General features: G+C 53.8%; 22 protein-coding genes. 13 read left to right on the forward strand and 9 right to left on the reverse strand.

All coding sequences use genetic code 11. The features are described from left to right. Window positions 1–2: 2 nt before the first annotated feature. Together KNP71_RS10030 and KNP71_RS10035 are read right to left on the reverse strand one after the other, a co-directional pair. The gene (locus KNP71_RS10030) at window positions 3–275 is read right to left on the reverse strand and encodes a sigma factor (protein ID WP_214827583.1); all 273 of its coding nucleotides are present in this window, start codon (window positions 273–275) and stop codon (window positions 3–5) included. A gap of 165 nt (window positions 276–440) precedes the next feature. Further along, window positions 441–656: a hypothetical protein gene (locus tag KNP71_RS10035; protein ID WP_251128688.1), complete on the reverse strand. Its 216-nt coding sequence runs from the start codon at window positions 654–656 to the stop codon at window positions 441–443. A 130-nt stretch (window positions 657–786) separates the two neighbouring features. Between KNP71_RS10035 and KNP71_RS10040 the strand changes: the two genes are divergently transcribed. The 4 genes from KNP71_RS10040 to KNP71_RS10055 all read left to right on the forward strand — a co-directional run bounded on the left by KNP71_RS10040 (window position 787) and on the right by KNP71_RS10055 (window position 3,274). Beyond that, window positions 787–1,020 carry a hypothetical protein gene (locus tag KNP71_RS10040; protein WP_029594535.1) on the forward strand — a complete coding sequence of 78 codons (234 nt, stop codon included), beginning with the start codon at window positions 787–789 and terminating at the stop codon, window positions 1,018–1,020. Beyond that, complete coding sequence (locus tag KNP71_RS10045) at window positions 1,017–1,217, forward strand: helix-hairpin-helix domain-containing protein (RefSeq protein ID WP_029594536.1); 201 nt, start codon at window positions 1,017–1,019, stop codon at window positions 1,215–1,217. The genes KNP71_RS10040 and KNP71_RS10045 overlap by 4 nt, the downstream gene beginning before the upstream one ends. 155 nt (window positions 1,218–1,372) lie before the next feature. After that, on the forward strand, window positions 1,373–2,833 hold the full coding sequence (locus tag KNP71_RS10050) for a UDP-N-acetylmuramoyl-L-alanyl-D-glutamate--2,6-diaminopimelate ligase (RefSeq protein WP_214830623.1): 1,461 nt from the start codon (window positions 1,373–1,375) through the stop codon (window positions 2,831–2,833). A 96-nt stretch (window positions 2,834–2,929) separates the two neighbouring features. Then, window positions 2,930–3,274 (forward strand): YflT domain-containing protein, encoded by a 345-nt coding sequence (locus KNP71_RS10055; RefSeq protein ID WP_021065964.1) that lies wholly within the window; start codon window positions 2,930–2,932, stop codon window positions 3,272–3,274. Window positions 3,275–3,334: 60 nt separating this feature from the next. On the opposite strand, the gene KNP71_RS10060 is transcribed toward KNP71_RS10055, so the two are convergent. Then, window positions 3,335–4,330, reverse strand: coding sequence for an MDR family oxidoreductase (locus KNP71_RS10060; protein ID WP_021065965.1), 996 nt, complete (start codon window positions 4,328–4,330; stop codon window positions 3,335–3,337). A gap of 146 nt (window positions 4,331–4,476) precedes the next feature. On the opposite strand from KNP71_RS10060, the gene KNP71_RS10065 reads away from it, so the two are divergent. After that, complete coding sequence (locus KNP71_RS10065; protein WP_021065966.1) at window positions 4,477–4,908, forward strand: hypothetical protein; 432 nt, start codon at window positions 4,477–4,479, stop codon at window positions 4,906–4,908. Window positions 4,909–4,927: 19 nt separating this feature from the next. Here the strand turns inward: KNP71_RS10065 and KNP71_RS10070 are convergent, their stop codons facing one another. The 6 genes from KNP71_RS10070 to mgtE all read right to left on the reverse strand — a co-directional run bounded on the left by KNP71_RS10070 (window position 4,928) and on the right by mgtE (window position 10,743). Beyond that, window positions 4,928–5,134 carry a hypothetical protein gene (locus tag KNP71_RS10070; protein WP_021065967.1) on the reverse strand — a complete coding sequence of 69 codons (207 nt, stop codon included), beginning with the start codon at window positions 5,132–5,134 and terminating at the stop codon, window positions 4,928–4,930. 88 nt (window positions 5,135–5,222) lie between these two features. Continuing rightward, window positions 5,223–5,927, reverse strand: a complete 705-nt coding sequence (locus KNP71_RS10075; protein ID WP_029594541.1) for an SDR family NAD(P)-dependent oxidoreductase — start codon at window positions 5,925–5,927, stop codon at window positions 5,223–5,225. 11 nt (window positions 5,928–5,938) lie between these two features. Continuing rightward, window positions 5,939–6,325, reverse strand: a complete 387-nt coding sequence (locus KNP71_RS10080; RefSeq protein ID WP_214830625.1) for a GNAT family N-acetyltransferase — start codon at window positions 6,323–6,325, stop codon at window positions 5,939–5,941. Continuing rightward, window positions 6,325–7,350 carry a serine hydrolase domain-containing protein gene (locus KNP71_RS10085; RefSeq protein WP_214830626.1) on the reverse strand — a complete coding sequence of 342 codons (1,026 nt, stop codon included), beginning with the start codon at window positions 7,348–7,350 and terminating at the stop codon, window positions 6,325–6,327. The genes KNP71_RS10080 and KNP71_RS10085 overlap by 1 nt, the downstream gene beginning before the upstream one ends. Before the next feature lie 107 nt (window positions 7,351–7,457). Then, window positions 7,458–9,239, reverse strand: coding sequence for a solute:sodium symporter family transporter (locus tag KNP71_RS10090; protein ID WP_214830627.1), 1,782 nt, complete (start codon window positions 9,237–9,239; stop codon window positions 7,458–7,460). A 145-nt stretch (window positions 9,240–9,384) separates the two neighbouring features. Then, window positions 9,385–10,743, reverse strand: a complete 1,359-nt coding sequence (mgtE, locus tag KNP71_RS10095) for a magnesium transporter (protein WP_021065972.1) — start codon at window positions 10,741–10,743, stop codon at window positions 9,385–9,387. Window positions 10,744–11,085: 342 nt separating this feature from the next. On the opposite strand from mgtE, the gene arcA reads away from it, so the two are divergent. The 8 genes from arcA to cydC all read left to right on the forward strand — a co-directional run bounded on the left by arcA (window position 11,086) and on the right by cydC (window position 22,774). Further along, window positions 11,086–12,315, forward strand: coding sequence for an arginine deiminase (gene arcA / locus KNP71_RS10100; RefSeq protein ID WP_214830635.1), 1,230 nt, complete (start codon window positions 11,086–11,088; stop codon window positions 12,313–12,315). A gap of 16 nt (window positions 12,316–12,331) precedes the next feature. Continuing rightward, window positions 12,332–13,360 (forward strand): ornithine carbamoyltransferase, encoded by a 1,029-nt coding sequence (gene argF / locus KNP71_RS10105; protein ID WP_214715651.1) that lies wholly within the window; start codon window positions 12,332–12,334, stop codon window positions 13,358–13,360. Between the two features lie 53 nt (window positions 13,361–13,413). Further along, window positions 13,414–14,889, forward strand: coding sequence for an arginine-ornithine antiporter (gene arcD / locus KNP71_RS10110; RefSeq protein WP_214715650.1), 1,476 nt, complete (start codon window positions 13,414–13,416; stop codon window positions 14,887–14,889). A 15-nt stretch (window positions 14,890–14,904) separates the two neighbouring features. Continuing rightward, a complete protein-coding gene (gene arcC / locus KNP71_RS10115; RefSeq protein WP_029594557.1) occupies window positions 14,905–15,867 on the forward strand; it encodes a carbamate kinase in 963 nt (320 codons plus the stop codon). Window positions 15,868–16,045: 178 nt separating this feature from the next. Continuing rightward, complete coding sequence (locus KNP71_RS10120) at window positions 16,046–18,388, forward strand: glycoside hydrolase family 31 protein (protein ID WP_214830628.1); 2,343 nt, start codon at window positions 16,046–16,048, stop codon at window positions 18,386–18,388. A gap of 134 nt (window positions 18,389–18,522) precedes the next feature. After that, on the forward strand, window positions 18,523–19,209 hold the full coding sequence (locus KNP71_RS10125) for a Crp/Fnr family transcriptional regulator (RefSeq protein WP_021065978.1): 687 nt from the start codon (window positions 18,523–18,525) through the stop codon (window positions 19,207–19,209). Window positions 19,210–19,337: 128 nt separating this feature from the next. Then, window positions 19,338–21,062 carry a thiol reductant ABC exporter subunit CydD gene (cydD, locus tag KNP71_RS10130; protein WP_214830629.1) on the forward strand — a complete coding sequence of 575 codons (1,725 nt, stop codon included), beginning with the start codon at window positions 19,338–19,340 and terminating at the stop codon, window positions 21,060–21,062. Continuing rightward, complete coding sequence (gene cydC, locus KNP71_RS10135; RefSeq protein ID WP_214830630.1) at window positions 21,059–22,774, forward strand: thiol reductant ABC exporter subunit CydC; 1,716 nt, start codon at window positions 21,059–21,061, stop codon at window positions 22,772–22,774. Before cydD ends, cydC begins: the two co-directional genes overlap by 4 nt. Window positions 22,775–22,882: the final 108 nt, after the last annotated feature.

Here is a 22,882-nt window from a genome sequence, read left to right on the forward strand (position 1 = left end):
ATTTAAGCGCTGGCGACTAGACGTAGCGCTGCGGTCTCCACACGTTCGAACAAATGAGTTTTCAGCCGATGGGTCGTCAAATCGAGCGGCAGACGACGTTTCCAAAGCTCTGTGAACACTTCGGAGAGGACGGCCTCGGCCAAGTCGGCTCGCGTCGTCAAGCGGAGGGCGAGTGAATATAAGATGCGATCATAGCGGTCGTAAAGCAGTTCGAGCGCAGAAGTGTCGCGGTTTAACATGCGTGCGTATAAATCGTGATCGGATATGAATGACATGGTGGACTCCTTCAGAATGAGACTCTCTCGTGGTTGGGTTGCGGGCAAATGACGTAACCTTCTTATTTCACTTATAAGGTGAACGTAAACGGTTACTTTCCGATTCGAGCACATTCAAAAACAGCCAATGTTCCGCTGATGAGCGGAATGTTGGCTGTTTTGTAGTTAAAACGACGTATAACAGTGCGGGCACGTCTGTGTGTTCCCGCCGGACCGTTTGAACGTTTTCTTACAGTTCGGACACGTGACGGTCTCGGTGTCTTGACCGAACAGGCTGCCGCGGTTGAATAAAACATTGCTTAAATTTGGCAAGGCTTTGGCCGCATAAATCATGGAAATGAATAAGACGATGGCCAAAACGGCCAACAGCAAATAGGTCATATCGGGTAAACCCCTTTCGCAAAAGATTCATTTCTTCTAGCATACGGCAAATCGCTCAAACGCACACCTCTAGACTGGAGTTACGAACAAATGTTCGATATAATAAAGGTAACAAAAGGAGGGAAATCAGATGAGGCAAGAGGTCATGCGTTGGATGCGGAACGGACAAGTCGTAGAAATGGTGTATATCGATCGGAACGGGGTCATTTCAAAGCGACGCGTCAAACTGATGAAGCTACAAGGCGATCGACTTGTCGCGTGGGATATACGCAAGAAGGCCCGTCGGACATTTTGTATGGAACGTGTCCTCGCCTGTCTCCCGACGATCGAACGAGATTCAGGACGAGAGGAGGGAATTGGATGACACCACTTCCGAAATGTTCGGCGCCGGCCGAACGGGCGCTCAAGGCCGCCTATATCGATACGCTCGAACAGTTGGCCACGTATACGAAGCAAGAGATTGCGGCCTTACATGGGGTCGGGCCAAGTGTGCTGCGAATCTTGGAAACCGCGCTTCATGAGCAAGGACTTCGGTTCACCGACAGCGAAATACATTCCTAGTCCCGTCCTGGACTAGGAATTTTTTGGTTGGGCGATTGCATTGCACGTAAAAAGGGAAGTAATATATTTGTCATCTCCATTACAGCCTAATATCTAGTACCATGACGATAAGGTTTGCGAACCTAGCGACACCCATGAGAAAGGAAGTACACAGCATGAGGACGAAACGTTTATCCGCCATTCTAGAAAATGAGATGGATGACATCGAACGCGATCCATGGGTGACCGGAATTGAGACAGATTCCAGAAAGGTCAGTCCAGGGAATTTATTTATCTGTATCCGCGGTTATACGGTGGACGGACATGAATTCGCTGAGGATGCCGTCTCCAAAGGAGCGGTTGCTGTCATCTCGGAATACCCGCTTGATCTTGAGGTGCCGAACCTTGTCGTCGCGGACACGAAGCGGACAGCCGGCGTGGTGGCCAGTGCCTTTTATGACCACCCCTCACATCGGATGCGTATTTACGGTGTCACCGGTACGAATGGCAAAACGACGACCGCGACATTGACATATGATTTATTTCGTCTGTCCGGACGGCCGGTCGGGATTGTCAGTACGATTGGAGCACGTTATAGAGATCAAACATTAAAAACACCAAATACGACGCCGGAAGCCGTCGTCTTACATCGTATTTTGGCCGAGATGGCGGATGCCGGCGTGACCGACTGTGTCGTCGAAGTCTCCTCGCATGCAATGATGGAAGGACGTGTCGAAGGTGTCCGGTTTCACGCGGCGGCGTTCACGAACTTGACGCATGACCATTTGGATTACCATCGCTCGATGGATGAGTACGCCCGAGCCAAAGCCCGATTGTTCGAACAAGTCGAGACGACGGACGGGGATGCCATCATTTTAAACGCTGAAGATTCGGCCAGTGACACGATGGCCGCGTTTGCCCCGACTCGTCGGCGCATCATGTACAGCACCCATGCGGACGTACCGGCTGATATTCAAGTCATCTGGCATGACCAGACGGTCGTCATTAAAATGAACGCGCTGACAATTGAGGCTCCGGTCCGCTTCATGGGCGCATTCAATGCCGCTAACTTGGCCGCGGCCATCGGTCTCGTCTCCACATCGGAACTGATGCTGCGATCGATTATCGCCAACGTGCCGGGACTCACGCTTCCGAAAGGTCGGCTCGAACGACTCGATACGGAAGACGCCGAGATTTATCTCGATTATGCCCATACGCCGGACGGCCTCGAGAAGTGTCTGTCGACGCTTCAGCAAGGGGAACGTGAACTCGTTGTCGTGTTGAGTGCGGCGGGCGACCGTGACCCGACCAAACGGGCGGAGATGGGTCGCATCGCGAGTCACTATTCGAACGACTTGATTGTGACGGTGCATGACGTGCGCACGGAAGAACCGAAGCGCATCATCGATGGACTGCTCGCCGGAATCGACGCGAACACGCATTATGTGACGTTCGAGGAACGACGGGACGCCCTGCGCCACGCGGCGCAACAAGCGCTCGACGGCAAACGCATCGTCGTCGTCGGAAAAGGGCATGACCACGTCGAACGCGTCGGCCGAGAGTCGATTCCGTTCAACGAATCAGACATCCTGCTCGATGAATTAAAAAAATTGAAGGGCCAAGAACCGGCCGTTTAACGAAACGATGACAGCTGTCATCGTTTTTTAATGTGTGATTTTTGCAGAAAAAGGTAATAACTATTCATGTAACGCTATCGAAGGAGGAGAACAGACATGTCAGTTTTGTACAAAGAGTTTACAAATGATGAAGAAGTCGTGACCGCCATTCAATCGATGAAAGCGAAAGGGATTGAGGACAAGCACATTTATGTCATCACCCACGACGATGACCGGACCGACCGTGTGGCCGATAACGCCGACGCGAATACGGTGACGGCATCGGACGTCGGCCTGGGGACGGCCGCGAAAAACTTGTTCCGTAAAAAAGGGGACGAGCTCCGAGCCCAGTTCGAACAGCTCGGTTTCTCATCGACCGAAGCCGATCAACTTGAGAAGAAATTAGATCAAGGCAAGGTGATTGTCGTCGTCAAAGACGCACCAGCCGGATTCACATTATAATTCCACCACCATGGAGAATACAGAGACAGGGCTGAATCGAAGGATTCAGCCCTGTTTGTATTAGTCGTGGATGCGGACGACGGTCCGGCCGCTCAGTTCACTGCGCATCATCGCCTCGGCGTGACGCGGAACATCATGCAACGGAATCTCATGGACCATATGGTTCAGCACGCGTGTGTCGATAAGTTCATGGAGCCGTTCCCACGCTTTCACGCGACGGGCGATCGGTTGCATGACCGAATCAATGCCGATGAGCCGTACGCCTCGTAAGATGAACGGATAGACGGTCGTGTGGAGCTCATGGCCACCGGCAAGCCCACACGCAACGACCGTCCCTTCATAGCGCGTTCGGCTGAGGATATTACCGAGCGTCTCGCCTCCGACCGAGTCGATGGCAGCATCGAACCGCTGTTCATCCAGCGGTCGGGCCGGTCCTTCGAGCTCGCTTCGGGCCATCACGTTCTCGACACCGAGGTCGCGCAAATACGCCGGGTCTTGTTTGCCGGTCGAGGCAATCACGTGATAGCCGAGCTTGTGGAGCAAGGCGATGGCAAAACTGCCGACTCCCCCGGAAGCACCGGTCACAAGTACTTCTTGACCAGGATGTACACCCTCGTGTTCGAGCGCCTCAACAGCGAACATGGCGGTAAGTCCTGGCGTTCCGATTGTCATTGCATCTCGCAGCGCCATGCCTTTCGGTAGTTTGATGAGCCAGTTCCCAGGGACTTGAGCGTAACGGCTGAAGCCACCGAAATGTCGTTCGCCGATGCCGAAACCGGTCGCAATGATATCGTCGCCGGCTTTGAAATCGAGATGGTCGGATTCAACGACTTTCCCGACGAACTCGCACCCGGGGATGAACGGATAATGACTGACGATTTTGCCGGATCCGGTCAGCCCGAGAGCGTCTTTGTAGTTGAGCGCTGAATAATGGACTTCGACGAGGACGTTGCCGTCTTCTTCTCTCGGAAGGGCGTCGAATTTGACGTCGGTCACCGTGGAATGGAGACGGTCGTCTTTTTTGTCGAGGACGAGTGCTTGAAATGATTCGTTCATGGTCAATTGGCCCCTTTCGCTGATACGTATTCTATTCTTTTGTTATCATTCCCCACCTGCCAAAATATATACACGAATGTTTCGTTCTAACAGGGAGTGGAATGGTACAATGAAAGAGATTCAACTAGAGTGAGGAGGAATGAAGCATGCGGCACGACGACTATGAGTTTGATGAAGAAGTAGAAGAAGGCGAATTGTTTAACGTATACGACATTCTGCCACCGGATGGAACCATTCTTGAGATGGCTACGGCCGAAGAAATGGTACGTGCGGCGGAGCTCGAGGCGACGCATAATGCGCTTGAGCGAATCCAAGACTCAAACTTCCAGTTGTCAGGAATCACTTTTAAAGAGTTGCTGGCAGAGTTCGAGCGATACGAGCAAGAATCGATGGAATTCTGGACAGGCGTTTATAGCCGATTGCGCATTCCATGGGCATGGACGATTCGAATCGATGTGGCCAACGGTCCGATTCACGTCGTCAATGACCGCGACATCTTCATCGACGAAGCGGACTTCGAAGAGTATGATTTCGAAGAATACGTGGATGATGATTACGAAGACGAAGACAATCAATGAATCCAAAAACGTCTTTCCCTCATTCAGGGAAAGACGTTTTTTTGTTGTCGAGGAATGAGGCACGGATGCGTGTCAGTTCCGTCGCGCCGAACCAGAGCCCGACCCCACACAAGACGGCGACACCGCTCACTAACGCGCCGACGATGGCGGTATCTCCAATCATCGTGAACGACAGCGTCAGACTGAACAAGCCGAAAAATAATAATCCTCCTGCAATCGTCTTCATGATTAATTCATCCTTTCTTGTTTCGTCTGCCTTTAGTGTAGGCGGTCTAGTAAGAAAAGGGTGACTTAATTTTATACCAGGTCAAAAATCAAGCGAGGTCATATACAGAATACGTCTTGCCATTCTCGAACGGCTCGTCTAGTAAGTGTTCCGCCAAGATATGGGCGACGGTCTCCGGGGTGCGCAATCGGCCTTCTGTCACGTAAGAACGGAACTGTTCCACGTCACGGAACGCGTCTTCTGATGAGGCCCGGATGCTTGCCTGCATCGCGGTGTCCATCACGCCTGGGTTGAACAAGGCGATTTTATCGTTCGTACCGGTTAATTCAAGGGCGACCGTCTCGGTGAAATGGTCGAGCCCGGCTTTCGTCGCACAGTATGCACTCCAGCCCGAGATCGGGCGCTTGGCGGCCCCAGAGGTCACGTGGATGAGCGAGACGGGCAGATCGTACGCGAGCACCGCGTTCGTCAAGAGCATCGGGGCGAGCAGGTTGGCTTGGACGTGGGCGATGAGCTGCGCGGCGTCCAATTGGCCGGCCCGGTGAATCGGTTCAATCAAGGCTGCGTTTTGGACGACGAGCAAGGATGTCGCCGTCTCGATGAGCGGCTTCACGTGTTCGAGCGCGGCCAGTGTACTTGTCGGATCAGCCAAATCGACCTCGACGTGACGGAACGAGGCATCGGTCGCCTGCGTCCGTGAAAAATTGACGACCTCGTAATCCCGCTTCAATAGTTCCTCGGCGATGGCACGGCCGAGACCGCGCGACGCACCGGTCACGATGGCTAGTTTCATGACAGTTCCTCCTATTCGTGAATCGTCTTCCGGTACCCGTAAAACGGACGGAAGTTCAGTTTTTCGTAATACGTTTGGGATGAAGCACTCGCGAGCATCTCGAGGCGCGTCTCAGGGTAGAGCGCATGGACGTGTGACAACAACTGCTCGCCAATCCCGAGGCGACGGTGCGAGGCCGCGATGAGCAGTTCGCACACGTACAGGCTCACGGTCGTGTCGGTCAACCCACGCAAGTAGGCAATCACCAGTCCTTCTGACTCGACGACATAGGCAACGTTCGATTGCCGCCACGCCTGTTTCGTCAACTCGTGTTGTCGCACGAGTTGACTCCAACCTTCCGCTTCATTCAACGCTTGAATCTGTTCAAAATCAAATTCTTCATAAGGACGAATGACCATCAACCTTCACCTACTTTCATTTCAATGGCTTTGATGAGGTCGAACGCACCATCTGACTCGTTCGAACAGACGACCGAGACGATGTCTGTGGCCGGGTAGTACGCAGAATGAAAACTGACGCCGGGGTCGTAACCCATGACATGATATTTGAACACGTGTCGCTTCGCATCCAATTGAATCCACAGACCGTAGCCATAATGTCCGCCTTTATCGTTTACCTTCACATGAGGAGTCAGCAGTCGTGATGTCATCTCCTCGCCAAGTAGGCGATGAGCGAGCAAGGCGCACCAAAGTTTGGCCATATCTTGTGCCGTCACGAACGCGCCGCCGTCCGCTCCGCCTTTGACGGGAATGGAATAGTGGTTCGTCCGCCAAGAGCCGTCCGCGTTGTCGATATACCCGAGCGCCGTATTCGCCGGCAAGGCATCGAGCGAGAAGTACCCCGAATCGGTCATGTCGGCCGGCTTGAACACGAATCGTTCGATATAGTCCGAGAACATCAACTCGCTCGCTTGTTCGATGATGAGGCCGAGCAGGATATAACCGGCATTATTGTATTGGAACACGCCCCGTTCTTGTCGCATCGGCTCGTGCTGGAACATTGGGAGAAAGTCACGTAGCTGCCTGATGTGATACATCGGACGTTGCTGCCACAATTCCTCAAAATCGTCCATGACAGACTCGTCGAAATAATCGGGGATGCCGGACGTGTGAGTGAGCAACTGTTCGACTGTCACGGCCGGATCGAACGTTGGAAAATCGATGGTGAGGCATTCGCCGAGCGTCGATGTGAATGCCAACTTGCCTTGTTCGATGAGCTGGCAGACGGCGATGGCCGTGAATAACTTACAGCCCGAAGCGATACCGAATCGGGTCGACGTTCGATTTTCGATTCGTTCCGCACGATTCGCATAACCTTGTTGATGGTCGAACAGGATGTCGTCTTGTCGCATGACGAGCGTCGATCCAGAAAAATCAGGTTTAATGGGAAGGTCAGTAAAGTCGTCGTGCAAAAGCTTGTTCATCGGGCACCTCCGAAAGATTGTCTAGTGTTTTTAGCATAGCATACGGCCAATCAATCCCTAACCACACAAAAAAATGTCTCCTCCGTCAAAGGCGGAGGAGACGCTGATTATTCACCAATCGCTTCTTCATGTTCAGTGTCTGTCGTACCGAGATTCGTCAAGTAAGCCTCATATTTCGGGAGCCAGTAGCGATAGGACGCCCAAACGAGGCCACCCGTCACAACGAACAAGGCGACGGTCGCCGGCCAGAACCAGCTCGAGACGATCCCGTCCGCGTAGGCGAGACCGATCGGTGAGAAGACGAAGTAGACGAAAATCATCGACGCGACAAGGATGATGGAAGTCGAAATTGCATGACGCCATGGCTTGACGCGGCCAAGATCGATGCGAATCGGATTGATGTGTTGCATCGGTCGAACTTTTGCGAACACGAGCATGATGGTCGTTTCGAGGACGAACAAAATCCCGTAAATGTGAATGAAGTTGATGCCAAGGTCGAAGCCGAACCACTGCTCCGTTCCCCAGACGAGGAAGTAATACGTGACGACGTGGAAGCCGATGACGAGTTTCGCGGCAATCGGCGGTACGCGCTTCACGAGCATCCCGATTAAGACGATGACGAGAATCGGGATATTGAAGAAACCGGTGAAGCGGCGAATCAAGTCCCACAGTCCGTCCGGTGCGTACATCAAGTTCGGAGCGACGAAGAACGAGACGAGCGCGACGAACGTCCCGAACCATTTGCTGACACGAATCAAATCTTTGTCAGACGCGTCCGGTTTGAACTTCGGCTTATAAATATCGAGCACGAATAAGGTGGCGATACTATTGAGCAACGAGTTGAACGAGCTGAACACGGCACCGAGCAAGACGGCGAGGAAGAAGCCCATGAGCCACATCGGCAACAAGTCGGCAATCAAGCTCGGATAAGCGAGGTCCGCCTTATCGACGTTCGTGCCATACAAATGGAACGCGATAATCCCTGGAAGCAGCATGAAAATCGGGACGAGCAACTTCAAATAACCGGTGAAAAGTACCCCTTTTTGACCCTCGGCCAAGTTCTTCGCCCCGAGTGCCCGTTGGATGACATATTGATTGAGTGCCCAATAAAACAAGTTCGCAAAAATCATCCCCGTGAAGATGGACAAGAACGGAACGGAATCGTTCTCTGAACCGATCGCGTTCAGTTTCTCTGGATTCTCGGTTGCAATCGTCTTCATCCCATCGACGAGGTTGCCGTCACCGAGCGCGATGAAGCCGAGCGTCGGGACGAGGAAACCGATGATGATTAATCCGATCCCGTTCAACGTGTCGGAGACGGCGACGGCGCGGAGACCACCGAAAATGGCGTAAACGGCTCCGATAATCCCGATGAACCAAATGACGAGCCAGAGCGACTGCTCGAAGCTGATTCCGAGTAATTCCGGTACGTCAAACAGTTGCAGGACGGCCAATCCGCCGGAATAGAGCATCGATGGGATCGTGACGCACATATAGCCGAACAAGAACAACAGGACCGTCAAGCGGCGGACGTCCTCGTCATACCGTTGGCTCAAAAATTCAGGGATCGTCGAAATCCCGATTCCGAGAAAACGCGGCAGTAAAAAGAGCGCCATGATGATGGCGGCGATTCCGGCTGTGACTTCCCACGCCATAGCCGACATGTTGCCGGCGAACGATTGCCCGTTTAAGCCAATCAACTGCTCGGCTGACAAGTTCGTCAATAAGAGTGATCCGGCGATAAAGATGCCGGTTAGCCCCCGTCCTGCCAAGAAATAGTCGTCGGCACTCTCGACTTTCCCTTTCGTCATGCGATAAGAGACGTAAGCGACGAGCCCCATGAATAAGGCCCCTGTGATTAATATGTAAACAACTTGTTGAATGGTCAACGACATTCCCTCCCTCAACTTCTTCTTATTTATAAGTACTTTTTCATAACTACCCTTCAGGAAGTATGATTATTTCCCGTTTTCTCTTTTGTAAAAGAACTGTAACAAACCTCACAACAAAAAAAGACACCTGAGAGGTCAGGTGTCAAAAAAAGCGAAGCAACGAAGTCGCGACCGTGAAATAAATGATTAAGCCGAGATTGTCGACGACTGTTGTGATGAACGGACCCGACGCGACGGCTGGATCGAGTTTCAATCGATTGATCAAGAGCGGCACGAGCGTCCCGACGATGGTCGCCACGCTGAGCGACGCAAAAATCGACAGACCGACGATTATGCCGATTAAGGCACTGTCATAGAGGACGGTGATGACGCCGAAGATGACGACCATACAGGCGAGACCGAGCAATAGCCCCGTCCCGAACTCACGGCGAATCATCTTCAACACGTTCTTTCGATTAATCGTCCCGAGCGCGATTGAGCGGACGGCGACGACGAGCGATTGGGTGGCGGCGTTACCGGCCGAACCCATGACGAGCGGCATGAAGACGGCGAGCAAGACGATCGTTTCGAGCGTGTCCTCGAAACCACCGATTGTCGACGCAGTGATCATCCCGAGGAACATGAGGCTAATAATCCATGGTGCGCGCTTCATCGCCGCCTCGACCGGTCCCATGTTGATGTCCGACGAACCTTTCGTCGCCGACAGCTCTTCGAAATCCTCGGTCGTCTCGCGTTCGATGACGTCCATGACATCGTCGACCGTGATGATCCCGAGCAGATGGTCCTCGCTGTCGATGACAGGCAGGGCCAATAAGTCATACTTCTGAACGGTCCGGGCCAAGTCTTCCTGATCGGCGAGGACGTGGGCCGACACGACGCGCCGGCCCATGATGTCCGCGATTTGCACGTCGAGCGGGGAGACGATCAAGTCGCGTAGCGAGACGACGCCGACGAGCCGGCGATCGGTGTCGATGACGTACAGGTAATAGATTGTCTCGGCTTCCGGTCCAAGTTCGCGCAAGTCTTCGAGTGTCGCACCGACGGTCTTGTCCGCCTTCAACACGATAAACTCGGTCGTCATGATGGCACCGGCCGTATCGTCCGGATAGCGCATCAAGTCTTTGACCTCGGTCGCCTCGGTCTCGTCCATCAACTCGAACAGTTCGTTCATGAAGTCGTCAGGGAGCTCGGTCATCAAGTCGGCGGCGTTATCCGAGAACATATCGTTCAACACACGTACGGCGAACGGACGTGGCATCTCTTGAATGAACTGTTCCTGTTCGTCCAGTTCAAGTTTTTCAAACAAGTCGGTGAACGCTTCCGGGGATAACGCCTCGTAGACGAACTCACGGCCCGGACGTTCAAGTTCGATGAACAGGTCGGCCTGTTCACCAGGGTGGAGGGTGAGGAACACGTCGCGGAAATCGACCGGGTCCCCTTTTTGAATGAGCGCTGTCACTTGGGCTTCATGACGGGCGCGTTCTGTACGTTCGATTGCCATCGACTCACTTCCTTTTCACATCATTTGTCTATATTATGTCACGAGTTTGAGCGGTCTCAAACAAAATCAAAAAAAAGCTATGAATTTTTTTCACAATCTATACAGCGTGTATACGTCACTTTCTCTCGATTCGAGGGGCCACACAGTTTCTCGAGTGATTGTTCATTCATGTCACGTCATGATCTATGCACTTTTCTGTGGAATCCACCACAGTCCAAACGTCGGACTTGCCCATCGTGGAAATGGGTAAGTTGATAATGTAAGGGTAGCAACACACCCGAATCACAAGGAGGAAGCGAGATGATATCGATGACGGATCAACAAACCGCACGGGATACTACGCTGAAACATCCGATCCACGTGTATTCAGAAATTGGTGAACTCAGGACCGTCCTTTTAAAACGTCCAGGACGCGAACTCGAAAATTTGACCCCGGAATATTTGGAACGACTCCTGTTTGACGACATTCCTCATCTTCCAGTCATTCAAAAAGAACACGATTACTTTGCGAGCGTGCTCCAAAACCGAGGCGTCGAAGTGCTTTATCTAGAAAATTTAATGGCTGAGACGTTGTCGTTGCCGGGTGTCCGTGAACGTTTCGTCGCTGATATCTTGTCAGAGTCCAAATCAAATATCAACGGTTCGTACGAGACGCTGAAAGAATATTTGCTCGCCTACGACAATGAAAAGTTGATTGAGACCGTCATGGCCGGGATTCGGAAATCCGAGATTAAGCCCGAAAAACGGCGCCACTTACACGAGATGATTGAGGACACGTATCCGTTCTATCTCGATCCGATGCCGAACTTATACTTCACCCGTGACCCGGCGGCAGCAATCGGCAACGGGCTATCCATCAACCGGATGAAAGAGCCGGCTCGTCGTCGTGAATCGTTGTTCACACAATATATTATGCGTTATCACCCGCGATTCGCGAAACACGACATCCCGATTTGGTCGGACCGCGACTATCGTTTCGCGATGGAGGGGGGGGACGAGCTCGTGTTGTCGAAGGAAGTCGTCGCCATCGGGATTTCCGAACGAACGACGGCCCAAGGGATTGAACGGGTCGCCCTCAACTTGTTGAAAAAAGGCGGTACATTCAAGAAAGTCATCGCCATCGAGATTCCGAAATCGCGTGCGTTCATGCATCTCGACACGGTCTTTACGATGGTCGACCATGACAAGTTCACGATTCATCCGTTCATCCAAGGTCCAGGAGGCAAGATGAATATCTTTGAACTGACGTTGAACGCCGAAGGCGAACTTCACATCACGCAGCACACGGATCTGTTGAACGTGTTGAAAGCCGCACTCGGTCTCGATGAGATCGTCTTAATCCCATGTGGGGGCGGGGATCCGATTGCCGCTGCCCGCGAGCAATGGAACGATGGGTCGAACACGCTCGCCATCGCCCCAGGCGTCGTCGTCACCTACGACCGCAACTACGTCTCGAACGAGTTGCTCCGTTCCGAGGGCGTCGAAGTCATCGAAATCATGTCGAGTGAACTGTCGCGTGGTCGTGGGGGTCCACGCTGTATGAGCTGTCCGATTATCCGCGAAGACATTTAACGAGGAGGAAACGAGCATGTCCACAACGTACAACTTTGATTTGAAAGGCCGTCATTTTCTATCATTGAACGATTTTTCAGGAGACGAGTTGAACTATTTGATCGATTTATCGGCCGCCTTCAAGCGTCAAAAGCAACAAGGCGTCCCGCATCGCATCTGTGAAGGGAAGAACGTGGCACTCTTGTTTGAAAAACCATCGACACGGACGCGTTGTGCGTTTACTGTGGCGGCCATCGATCTCGGCATGCATCCGGAATACCTCGGGAAATCGGATATCCAGTTCGGTAAAAAAGAATCGGTGCGAGACACGGCCATCGTGCTCGGACGTATGTTCGACGGCATCCAGTTCCGTGGGTTCGCCCATGAGACGGTCGAAGGTTTGGCCAAAGATGCCGGTGTCCCGGTATGGAACGGGTTGACGGACTTATATCATCCGACTCAAATCTTGGCCGACTTCTTGACCGTCAAAGAACAGAAAGGCGAGTTGTCTGGCATTCGCTTCGTCTATGTCGGCGATGGACGCAACAATATGGGCAACACGCTCTTGATTGGTGGGGCCAAAGTCGGGATGGACATGCGCATCTGCGCGCCGAAATCGCTCTGGCCGTCAGATGAGGTCGTCGATTTTGCCCGCTCGGTCGCTGCTGAGACGGGAGCGAAAATTACGTTGACCGAGAGTATCGATGAAGCTGTCGCCGACGCCGACGTGATTTACACCGATGTGTGGGTGTCGATGGGCGAAGAGGCGGAATTCGCCGAGCGGATCAAGTTGCTCCATCCTTACCAAGTGAACATGGACATGCTCACGAAGACGAATAATCCAGACGTCATGTTCCTTCACTGTCTGCCAGCCTTCCACGACTTGGAGACCGAGGTTGGCCGAGCCATCCATGCCGAATACGGTCTGACCGAGATGGAAGTCACGGACGAGGTGTTCCGGAGTCGTCATTCCTTCGTCTTTGATCAGGCGGAGAATCGGATGCACACGATTAAAGCTGTGATGGCGGCGACGCTCACCGACACGAACGAATGGCTTGAACGCTGACGGACGGGAGGGGTTTCCCCTCCGGTTCGTACTAAACGAAAGGGATGAGTTCAATGTCTACGAAAATAGCGCATGACTCAAGTGGAACGGCTGGCGTACAACCGGAGAAAAAGGATCGACGATTAGGGCTCGGGGCGTTGACGGCACTCGTCGTCGGTTCGATGATTGGCGGGGGAGCCTTCAACTTGGCGGCCGATTTGGCCCAAGGTGCGAACGCGGGGGCGATTTTGATTGGGTGGGTCATCACCGGAATCGGGATTATCGCACTCGGTCTCAGTTTTCAAAATTTGACCATGCGTCGTCCAGACCTCGACGGAGGGGTGTACAGTTACGCCCGGGCCGGCTTCGGTCAGTTCATGGGGTTCAACTCGGCGTGGGGCTACTGGCTCTCCGCATGGCTTGGTAACGTCGCCTATGCGACGCTCCTGTTCAGTTCGGTCGGTTATTTCTTCCCAATCTTCGAAGGCGGTCAAAACATCGCCTCCATCATCGGCGCCTCGATTATGCTGTGGCTCGTTCATTCGCTCATTTTACGAGGCATTCATGAAGCATCCATGATCAACATCATCACGACGATTGCGAAACTCGTACCGATTTTTGCTTTTATCACCATCACCTTATTCTTCTTCAACCTCGATAATTTCACGTTCGATTTCTGGGGCCAGGGTGGTTTCTCATGGGGTAGTGTGAGAGACCAGGTCGTCTCGACGATGCTCGTCACACTATGGGTGTTCATCGGTGTCGAAGGGGCGGTCGTCTTATCCGGACGGGCCCGCAAGCGCTCGGACGTCGGGAAAGCGACGGTCATCGGGTTGCTCGGGACACTCGTCATCTATCTGCTCATCTCGGTCATGTCGCTCGGTCTCATGAATCCAGAGAACGTGGCGAACGCCTCGCAACCGGCGATGGCGTACTTGCTCGAGTCGGCGGTCGGACCGTGGGGCGCGATGCTCATCAACGGCGGTCTCGTCATCTCTGTCCTCGGGGCGTGGCTCGGGTGGACGTTACTTGCCGCCGAGATTCCATTCGTGGCCGGGAAAGACGGCGTGTTCCCGAAATGGTTCACGAAAGAGAATAAGAACAGCGCGCCGGCCAACGCGCTCTGGCTCACGAACGGATTGATTCAATTGTTCCTCTTCACGTTCCTGTTCTCGGATGCGGCGTATAATTTCGCTTTCTCGCTCGCTTCGAGCGCCATCTTGATTCCGTACGTCTTCTCGGCCTTCTATCAAGTCAAAGTCGCGAAGAACGGCATCGGCTATAACGCCGGTGAACGCCGGACTCGCGACCTCATCATCGGAGCCGTCGCCTCGATTTACGGGATTTGGCTCATCTATGCGGCTGGAATCGACTATCTGCTCTTGACGACCTTACTGTACGCACCAGGTACGTTGCTCTATATCAAGGCACAGCGTGAGAACGGCATCAAGACGTTGACGAAGACGGAATGGATTGTGGCCGGGGTCTTGACCGCGCTCGCCATCTTGGCCGTCGTGCGCATCGTCTCAGGAAATATCTCAGTCTTTTGATCGGGGGAAACCAATATGCGGAATAAACGAGTAGTCATCGCACTAGGTGGAAATGCGATTCAACAAGGAAAAGATGCGACGGCCGAGGCTCAAATTCGAGCCGTCGAGGCGACGGCTGAATCTCTGGCCGCGCTTGTCGCCGAAGGGATTGAGGTCATCATCACCCACGGGAACGGGCCGCAAGTCGGGAATTTGATGTTGCAACAGGCTGCGTCAGATAGTCCGGCGACGCCGGCCTTGCCACTCGACGTTTGCGGGGCGATGACACAAGGGATGATTGGCTATTGGTTCGAGAATGCCCTCACGAAAGCTCTGAGATCGCGCGGTTTGGAACGTTCGGTCGCGCCAATCGTCACGCGGTCGGTCGTCGACCCGAACGATAGTGCCTTCAGTCACCCGACGAAGCCGATTGGTCCCTTCTACGACGAGGCGGAAGCGCAACAGATGGAACGGACGACCGGTTATGTGTTCAAAGAAGACGCCGGTCGCGGCTATCGCCGCGTCGTCCCGAGTCCGTTTCCAGTGGCGATTCTCGAGCACGCGGTCATCCGTGACCTTGTCGCCCATGAGCACATCGTCGTCGCCTCTGGCGGCGGCGGGATTCCCGTTATCGATACACCAGATGGTTATGTCGGTGTCGAGGCGGTCATCGATAAAGATTTCGCCGCTGCGAAACTCGCCGATCTCGTCGACGCCGACATGCTCCTCATTTTGACGGCCGTCGAGCACGTATTCGTCGATTTTGGGACCCCGTCGGCTCGGGCGCTCGAGGAGACGACGAAAGAACAGCTCGAGACGTATATCGCCGAGGGGCAATTCGCACCGGGCAGTATGTTGCCGAAAGTTCGGGCGGCCCTTCAGTTCGCCGAATCAGGACACGACCGGGTTGCCGTCATCACGTCGCTCGAACAAGCCCTTGCGGCGGTCCGAGGTGAGGTCGGGACGCGCGTCCGACTCGCCGCGACGCTCCAACAATAAGCTCAACGCCACAGACATCAGCGTCTGTGGTTTTTTTCTGAATTGGTAGCTCGTCGTTTTTTATGGTCCGACATGGGGAAGGAATGTTGTATGTCGATTTAGACATTGCTATCATTTTGAGTGTAAACGTTTGCACAATTTAGAAGGGGAGTGACGAAGAGCGGTAACGCTCGAGCTTATGCGTCTATTTGAAGAGGAGAACGTCTATACGCAACAAATGAAACCACAGGCAGATAATCGAGCAATCGTCCAAGGGAGCTGCTATCGCTTCACGGTGCTGACGAGCCAACTGATTCGGATGGAATACGCGGAAGATGGGGTGTTCGAGGACCGGCCGACCCAAGTCGTCTTTAACCGGGCGTTCGCAGTCCCGGAGTTTCGCGTGATCGAAGATGAGACAGAACTGCAAATCATCACGGAACACGTCCACCTCTATTACACGAAAGGGCCGTTCGCGCCGAACACGCTCTACGTCGATGTGAAAGGGAACTTCAGTACGTACTATAGCCGCTATACGTTTAACGGACCGGAACGGACGTTGAAAGGGACGGCGCGCACGCTCGACCATGTCGACGGGGCGACGGAACTCGGTGAGGGCATCGCCTCAAAACAAGGGTATGCTGTCATCGATGATTCCGATTCGTTCATCATGACCGAAGATCGTTTTGTTGAACCGAGACGGAAACACATCCATGACTTGTACTACTTCGGATATGGACATGAATATAAGCAGGCGCTGCGTGACTTCTATCAACTGACAGGCCCGACGCCACTGTTGCCACGAAAAGCGCTCGGCAACTGGTGGAGCCGCTATTGGCGCTACGACGAGACGGAATATAAAGAACTCATGCGTCGGTTTAAGACAGAAGACATCCCGTTCTCGGTCAGTGTCATCGACACCGACTGGCACATCACCGATATCCCTGAGGAATATGGGAGCGGCTGGACGGGCTATTCATGGAATAAAAACCTGTTTCCGGACCCGAAAGGCTTCTTGACGTGGCTCAAGCAAGAAGGATTGCTCGTCACGTTGAACTTGCACCCGGCGGACGGTGTACGTGCATTTGAAGATCAATATGCGGCGATGGCCGAGGCGATGGGCATCGATCCGTCGCATGGTGACCGCATTCCGTTCGACTTCTCTGATAAACGCTTCATTCAAGCCTATTTCGAGCAGATGCACCATCCGCATGAAGTCGACGGCGTCGATTTTTGGTGGATTGACTGGCAACAAGGCTCGACCTCAAAAATGGAAGGGCTCGACCCGCTCTGGATGTTGAATCATTACCATGCGGCCGACATCGCCCGTGACGGCAACCGTCCGCTCATCTTCTCCCGTTACGCCGGGCCGGGCAGCCATCGGTATCCGATCGGTTTTTCGGGCGACACGTTGATTTCGTGGGCGTCCCTGGCCTTCCAACCATACTTTACAGCGACGGCGGCCAATATCGGCTATGGCTGGTGGAGTCATGACATCGGCGGCCATTATCGTGGGTCGAAAGATGATGAACTCGCCGCGCGCTGGGTCGCATTCGGTGTATTCAGCCCGATCATGCGGTTGCACTCGACTTTTAGTACGTTCAACGGCAAGGAGCCGTGGCGCTTCGGTCTCGAGGCGGAACGGTCGATGAAGACGTTCCTGCGTCTGCGCCATCAATTGATTCCATATATCTATACGATGAACTGGCGAAATCATGTCGGCGCCTTGCCGCTCGTCTTACCGATGTATTATGAGCATCCGGATGAAGACGTGGCGTATGAGGTACCGAATGAGTATTACTTCGGCAGTGAACTCATCGTCTCCCCAATCGTCGAACCGATGAATCGACAGCTCCATGTGGCGGCGACGAACGTCTGGCTACCGAAAGGTGACTGGTTCGACTTCTTTACCGGTCATCGCTACAGCGGGGACAAATCGGTTCGCGTGTTCCGCGGGCTCGAAGATCAGGCGGTGTTCGCCAAAGCCGGGGCGATCATCCCGATGGCCCCACACCATTCGGGTCGAAACGATACCGACAACCCAGCCGATTTGGAAGTGCTCATCTTCCCAGGCGCCTCGAACACGTTCACGCTCTATGAAGACAATGGGAAGGACCGTGGCTATGAGACGGGAGCCTACGCCGAGACGACGTTCACGCTTGATTGGGATGAACGGAGCCTTCATATCCAAGTGACAGGTGACCGGTCTGTGTTACCGGTGGACCGCCATGTCACGTTGCTGCTTCGAGGGGTGACCGGGTCTGGTGAATACAAACGGGAGACACAGACGCTGCGCCTCGAGCTCGGACCGATCAGAGACGAGCTGACCGTGGAACTCCCGGTCGATGTGACGGCGAACGACCATCGTCTCGATCGGTTGTATCGCTTCTTGGACCGTGCGGAAATCTCATACGATTTAAAAGACCGGTTATACCGGTCAGCGGCCGCGAAGACGCGACTCGAAGCATGGCTGTTCGATTTACATGCGCTCGAACTCGATCGCGACCTGCAAGACGCGATTATGGAATTGATGCTCGACTGAATACTTTATTGTGACGAAGAGGGCGGTTCATGCCCTTCTTTTTTTTGTCAGAAAATCGTTGGATTTTGTAAGCGTTTTCACAAAAGAGTCGTTTTATACTTAAAAGAGAGGCAAGATGGATTGGAGGATGCGACATGAAACCAAAATGGACGGTGGACGATTTGAGACAGCTTGATGTGTTCGCCAAATGTGCCACACGAGAGCTCGAGGCGCTGTTGCCGCATGTCTATTGCCGCACGTATCGGAAAGGTCAACTCTTGTTCATAGAGGGGGATCCCCGGGAACGGGTCTATTTCTTGATTAGCGGTTATGTGAAGCTCGAGCGTTGCAACGAGACGGCGACACATCAATATACGGACTACTTGAAACCGAAGCAATTGTTCCCGTATCGTGGCTTGTTGACGGAACCGTACTATCAACATTCAGCCGAGGCGTTGACCGATATCGAGGTCATCTATATGCCGACCGACCGTTTCGAACAGCTTGTCTCGCGGAACGCATCGATGTTGCTCCACATCGTCGGACAGATGAACCGTATTCTCGATTTGCACGAGCGCCGTGTCCAGGACATCATCACACCGAGTGCGACTGACCGGGTGCTCAACACGATTCATTACTTGATTGAAGACCTCGGGGAGCCGGAAGCGACGGGCGTCCGTGTCCGCTGCCCGTTCACGACAATTGAGATTTCGCGCTTGTCGGGTACGTCACGAGAGACCGTGTCGAACATCTTATCGCGGTTGCGAAAAGAAGACGTGCTTCAATTTGATGCGCGGGAATTGATGATCGGTCATCCTGAATATTTTGAACAGTCGCTGTGATGGCGCCGCGTGTGGGACGTGGCGTTTTTTGCATGTCTGAGGAAGCGAAGCGTTCGCCTTGCAAGGGTGCATCAGGTATAATTAGTGAGAATCCTCACAAAGAAAAAGTCTCCTGATTGATAGAAAGGATGAACGCAGTGAAACGACTGCAAGCTCTCGCTTTAGCAGAAAAACGCCATATCGTCGGACTCATCATCGCGGCAGTGATGATCGGGTTGTCGATTTTAGCTCAAGCCTATTTGATTGTCGACATTGTCGATCAAGTCTTTTTAAAAAATGCATCGTTTGAAAGCGTCGTTCCGACGCTCGGTTGGCTCATCCTCGCGCTCGTCACACGAGCTGGTTTCGGCTATATGTCGGGGAGGATTGGAGCGAGCCTGTCAGAAAAGGCGAAACGAACACTCCGATTGCAACTGCTCGACCGCTATACGTCGAATCCGATTGAGACGTCACTATCCGGTCAATCCGGTAAAAAGGTGAGCGTGTTCATGGACGCGGTCGACGAAGTCGATGCCTACTTCAGCCAATATTGGCCGCAAGTCATTCAAACGTCGATTATTCCGCTACTCATTCTCGTCGTCGTCTTCAGCCAACATTGGATTTCAGGCGTCATCATGATGGTGACGGCTCCGTTCATCCCGATTTTCTTCATCATCATCGGGATTGCGACCCAGAAGAAGTCAGAACAGCAGATGGAGAAAATGAATCAGTTCTCCGGCAAGTTCTTGGACGTGTTGCAAGGATTGACGACGCTCAAACTATACGGTCGGACCGAGCGTGAGGCGCAAGCGATTGAAAAGAGCAGTCTCGACTTCCGCGACGCGACGATGGTCGTCTTGAAGACGGCGTTCCTGTCGGGTCTCATGCTCGAGTTCATCTCGATGCTCAGCACGGGCGTCGTCGCACTCGAAGTGGCGCTCCAAATGGTCGTCTGGGAGAACTTGACGTTCTTCTCCGGCTTTTTGATTCTCGTCTTGGCCCCGGAATACTATTTGGCCATCAAAGACCTCGGCGGTGCGTTCCACACCGGACGCGGCAGCATGGGGGCGGCCGACCGTATTTTCGAGGCGCTCGATGCACCGGATGAACGCTTGACCTGGGGCGACCGGACGTTGACGAGCCGGACACCCGACCTCGAGCTCGACGCCGTCTCGTTCGCCTATGAAGGTGGACGCTTTACGCTGCAGCCTTTGAGCGGTGTGATTCCTGCCGGCGCCCATGTGGCGCTCGTCGGGGCGAGCGGGTCCGGCAAGACGACCGTCTTGAACGTGTTGTCCGGGCTCGTGAAACCGGACAGTGGACGTGTCCTCGTCGATGGAGAACCGCTCGAGACATACACCGATTCGTCATGGTATGACACGATTGGCTATATCTCACAAAATCCGTATTTGTTCGCCGGTACCGTCGCCGATAATATCACCCTCGGGGAAACGGCCGACGAGATAAACATCCTTGAAGCCGCGGATGCAGCCGGATTGAACGATGTCATCGCGCAATTGCCGAACGGCATTCATACTGAACTCGGTGAAGGCGGTTATGGGTTGTCCGGAGGCGAACGGCAACGGCTCGCCTTGGCCCGCGCCTTCTTGAAACGACCGGGCATCATCTTGTTCGATGAACCGACGACAGGGCTCGATTTAGTGACGGAGCAAATCGTTCGGCGCTCGATTGAGGAGTTGTCGCGCGAGGCGACGCTCGTCACGGTCGCGCATCGGTTGCATACAATCAAGCAGGCGGATGCAATTTGGTTCATGGACGATGGGAAGCTCCTCGCCCAAGGCACGCATGACGAACTGCTCAGCGTTCCGCAATACGCTGACTTGTTCACGCTACAGAAAGGGGTGAGAGGATGAATTCACTTTGGACGATCACGAAATGGATGATGCGAGAGAAGAAAGATATCATCCTCTCGATCTTCTTTGGTTACGTGGCCGGCATCGCGGCCGTCGCCTTGTTCGCGGCGAGCGGTTATCTCGTCTCACGGGCCGGTCTCGTACCGCCGCTCTATGCGCTCATGGTGCCAGTCGTCTTGATTAAATTGTTCGGTGTGATTCGGGCAAGTGCGCGTTATCAAGAGCGCCTTGCCTCGCACCGGGCGACGTTCACGATTTTGAGCGAGTTGCGGGTCCGGTTTTATCGCCAGCTCGAACCGCTCGTGCCGAGCATCTTTGCCAAGTATCGGAGTGGGGATTTGCTCGCTCGCGTCGTCGGTGACGTCGAGAGCTTGCAAAACTACTTTTTACGGGTATTCTATCCGCCGATTATCTTGGTGCTCGTCTTCTTGAGCACGATTTTCTTCGTCACATACTTCTCGATGTGGGTCAGCCTTTGGATTTTGTTCGGTGTGTTCGTGACCGGTTTTTTGATTCCGGCGTTCTTCGCCCGAATCCGTGCCAAGCACGACCGCGAGCTTCGCGCCTTACGGGGTGACCTGTCGAGTGGGATGACAGAGATGATGTACGGATATCGCGATTTGTTGCTTCATCATCAACTCGGACGGACACGCGGCGAGCTGCTCGAACAGAGTGACCGTTACGCCGAAGCACAGAAACGGGATGTGACGAATCAGTTCTTCAATTCGTCACTCGTCGTGGCGGCATCCCTGCTCGTCTCGTGGGGTGTTCTTGCCATCGGGGCGTATCTCGTCGTCGACGGCGAGTTGAACGGCCTATTTTTGGCCATGCTCATCATGATGTCGCTCACCGCGTTTGAGAACGCGACACCGATGGCGGTCTTCCCAGGCCATTTTGCCGACAGCAAGCAAGCGGCCGATCGACTGCTCGAAGTCGTCGAGCCGAGTGAAGCAATCGTCGCGGCCGAGTCCACCCGGAAGGACATGGTACTCGAATCCGCTCCGGACGTATCGTTCGAGCGCGTGACCTATCGCTATCCGGATACGTACCGCGACGTCCTAAGCGACGTGGATGTGACGTTACGAAGCGGGACGAAGACGGTCATCGTCGGGCCGAGCGGCTCAGGGAAATCGACGCTCCTCCAACTGTTGCTCGCTTTCGTCAGACCCGATTCCGGTGAAATCCGATTGAATGGGCAACGCTTGGACGATGTGACCCAAGCATCGGTCTGGCGTGAAGCCAGCGTCGTCCTTCAAGAGAATCACTTCTTCTTCGGGACGGTACGGGAGAACTTGGCGTTAGCCGGAGAGTTCACCGACGCTGAGATGGAAGCGGCGCTCGCGAGCGTCCGGCTCGGTTTCTCGCTTGATGAGCCTGTCCTTGAGAAAGGGGCGAACTTGTCGGGCGGGGAACGGCAACGGCTCGCCATTGCCCGGGCGCTCTTGAAGAACGGGGTGCTCTGGATTCTCGATGAAGCGACGTCGGCCCTCGATGCGCGGACCGAGGCGGACGTGTTCGCCGAAGTCTTCCGCCGTGCCGAGTCATCGACACTCGTCATGGTCAGCCATCGTCTGACCGGGCTCGAGCGCTTCGATCACATCATCGTCATGGAAGGTGGTCGCATCGTAGAGACAGGAACGTATGATGAACTGATGCAGTCCCGCGGTGTATTCTATGGATTGAAACAAATCGAGCAAGATATTTTCGCATGAAAAAACGAGCGGCTCCGTCTAAACTGTACCCTGAGTAGTAGACACTTAAAAAAGTCTATTGCTCAGGTTTTTTGTGTACACTGGACTAAATCATATTGGGAGTGAATT

The sequence above is a fragment of the Exiguobacterium sp. s56 genome, assembly GCF_018618255.1.
Taxonomy (GTDB): domain Bacteria; phylum Bacillota; class Bacilli; order Exiguobacteriales; family Exiguobacteriaceae; genus Exiguobacterium; species Exiguobacterium chiriqhucha.

Excerpts from the sequence above, each read along its gene's own strand:
- KNP71_RS10030 (WP_214827583.1), bottom strand. The coding sequence starts at position 275 with ATGTCATTCATATCCGATCACGATTTATACGCACGCATGTTAAACCGC.
- KNP71_RS10035 (WP_251128688.1), bottom strand. The coding sequence starts at position 656 with ATGACCTATTTGCTGTTGGCCGTTTTGGCCATCGTCTTATTCATTTCC.
- KNP71_RS10040 (WP_029594535.1), top strand. The coding sequence starts at position 787 with ATGAGGCAAGAGGTCATGCGTTGGATGCGGAACGGACAAGTCGTAGAA.
- KNP71_RS10045 (WP_029594536.1), top strand. The coding sequence starts at position 1,017 with ATGACACCACTTCCGAAATGTTCGGCGCCGGCCGAACGGGCGCTCAAG.
- KNP71_RS10050 (WP_214830623.1), top strand. The coding sequence starts at position 1,373 with ATGAGGACGAAACGTTTATCCGCCATTCTAGAAAATGAGATGGATGAC.
- KNP71_RS10055 (WP_021065964.1), top strand. The coding sequence starts at position 2,930 with ATGTCAGTTTTGTACAAAGAGTTTACAAATGATGAAGAAGTCGTGACC.
- KNP71_RS10060 (WP_021065965.1), bottom strand. The coding sequence starts at position 4,330 with ATGAACGAATCATTTCAAGCACTCGTCCTCGACAAAAAAGACGACCGT.
- KNP71_RS10065 (WP_021065966.1), top strand. The coding sequence starts at position 4,477 with ATGCGGCACGACGACTATGAGTTTGATGAAGAAGTAGAAGAAGGCGAA.
- KNP71_RS10070 (WP_021065967.1), bottom strand. The coding sequence starts at position 5,134 with ATGAAGACGATTGCAGGAGGATTATTATTTTTCGGCTTGTTCAGTCTG.
- KNP71_RS10075 (WP_029594541.1), bottom strand. The coding sequence starts at position 5,927 with ATGAAACTAGCCATCGTGACCGGTGCGTCGCGCGGTCTCGGCCGTGCC.
- KNP71_RS10080 (WP_214830625.1), bottom strand. The coding sequence starts at position 6,325 with ATGGTCATTCGTCCTTATGAAGAATTTGATTTTGAACAGATTCAAGCG.
- KNP71_RS10085 (WP_214830626.1), bottom strand. The coding sequence starts at position 7,350 with ATGAACAAGCTTTTGCACGACGACTTTACTGACCTTCCCATTAAACCT.
- mgtE (WP_021065972.1), bottom strand. The coding sequence starts at position 10,743 with ATGGCAATCGAACGTACAGAACGCGCCCGTCATGAAGCCCAAGTGACA.
- argF (WP_214715651.1), top strand. The coding sequence starts at position 12,332 with ATGTCCACAACGTACAACTTTGATTTGAAAGGCCGTCATTTTCTATCA.
- arcD (WP_214715650.1), top strand. The coding sequence starts at position 13,414 with ATGTCTACGAAAATAGCGCATGACTCAAGTGGAACGGCTGGCGTACAA.
- arcC (WP_029594557.1), top strand. The coding sequence starts at position 14,905 with ATGCGGAATAAACGAGTAGTCATCGCACTAGGTGGAAATGCGATTCAA.
- KNP71_RS10120 (WP_214830628.1), top strand. The coding sequence starts at position 16,046 with ATGCGTCTATTTGAAGAGGAGAACGTCTATACGCAACAAATGAAACCA.
- KNP71_RS10125 (WP_021065978.1), top strand. The coding sequence starts at position 18,523 with ATGAAACCAAAATGGACGGTGGACGATTTGAGACAGCTTGATGTGTTC.
- cydD (WP_214830629.1), top strand. The coding sequence starts at position 19,338 with ATGAACGCAGTGAAACGACTGCAAGCTCTCGCTTTAGCAGAAAAACGC.
- cydC (WP_214830630.1), top strand. The coding sequence starts at position 21,059 with ATGAATTCACTTTGGACGATCACGAAATGGATGATGCGAGAGAAGAAA.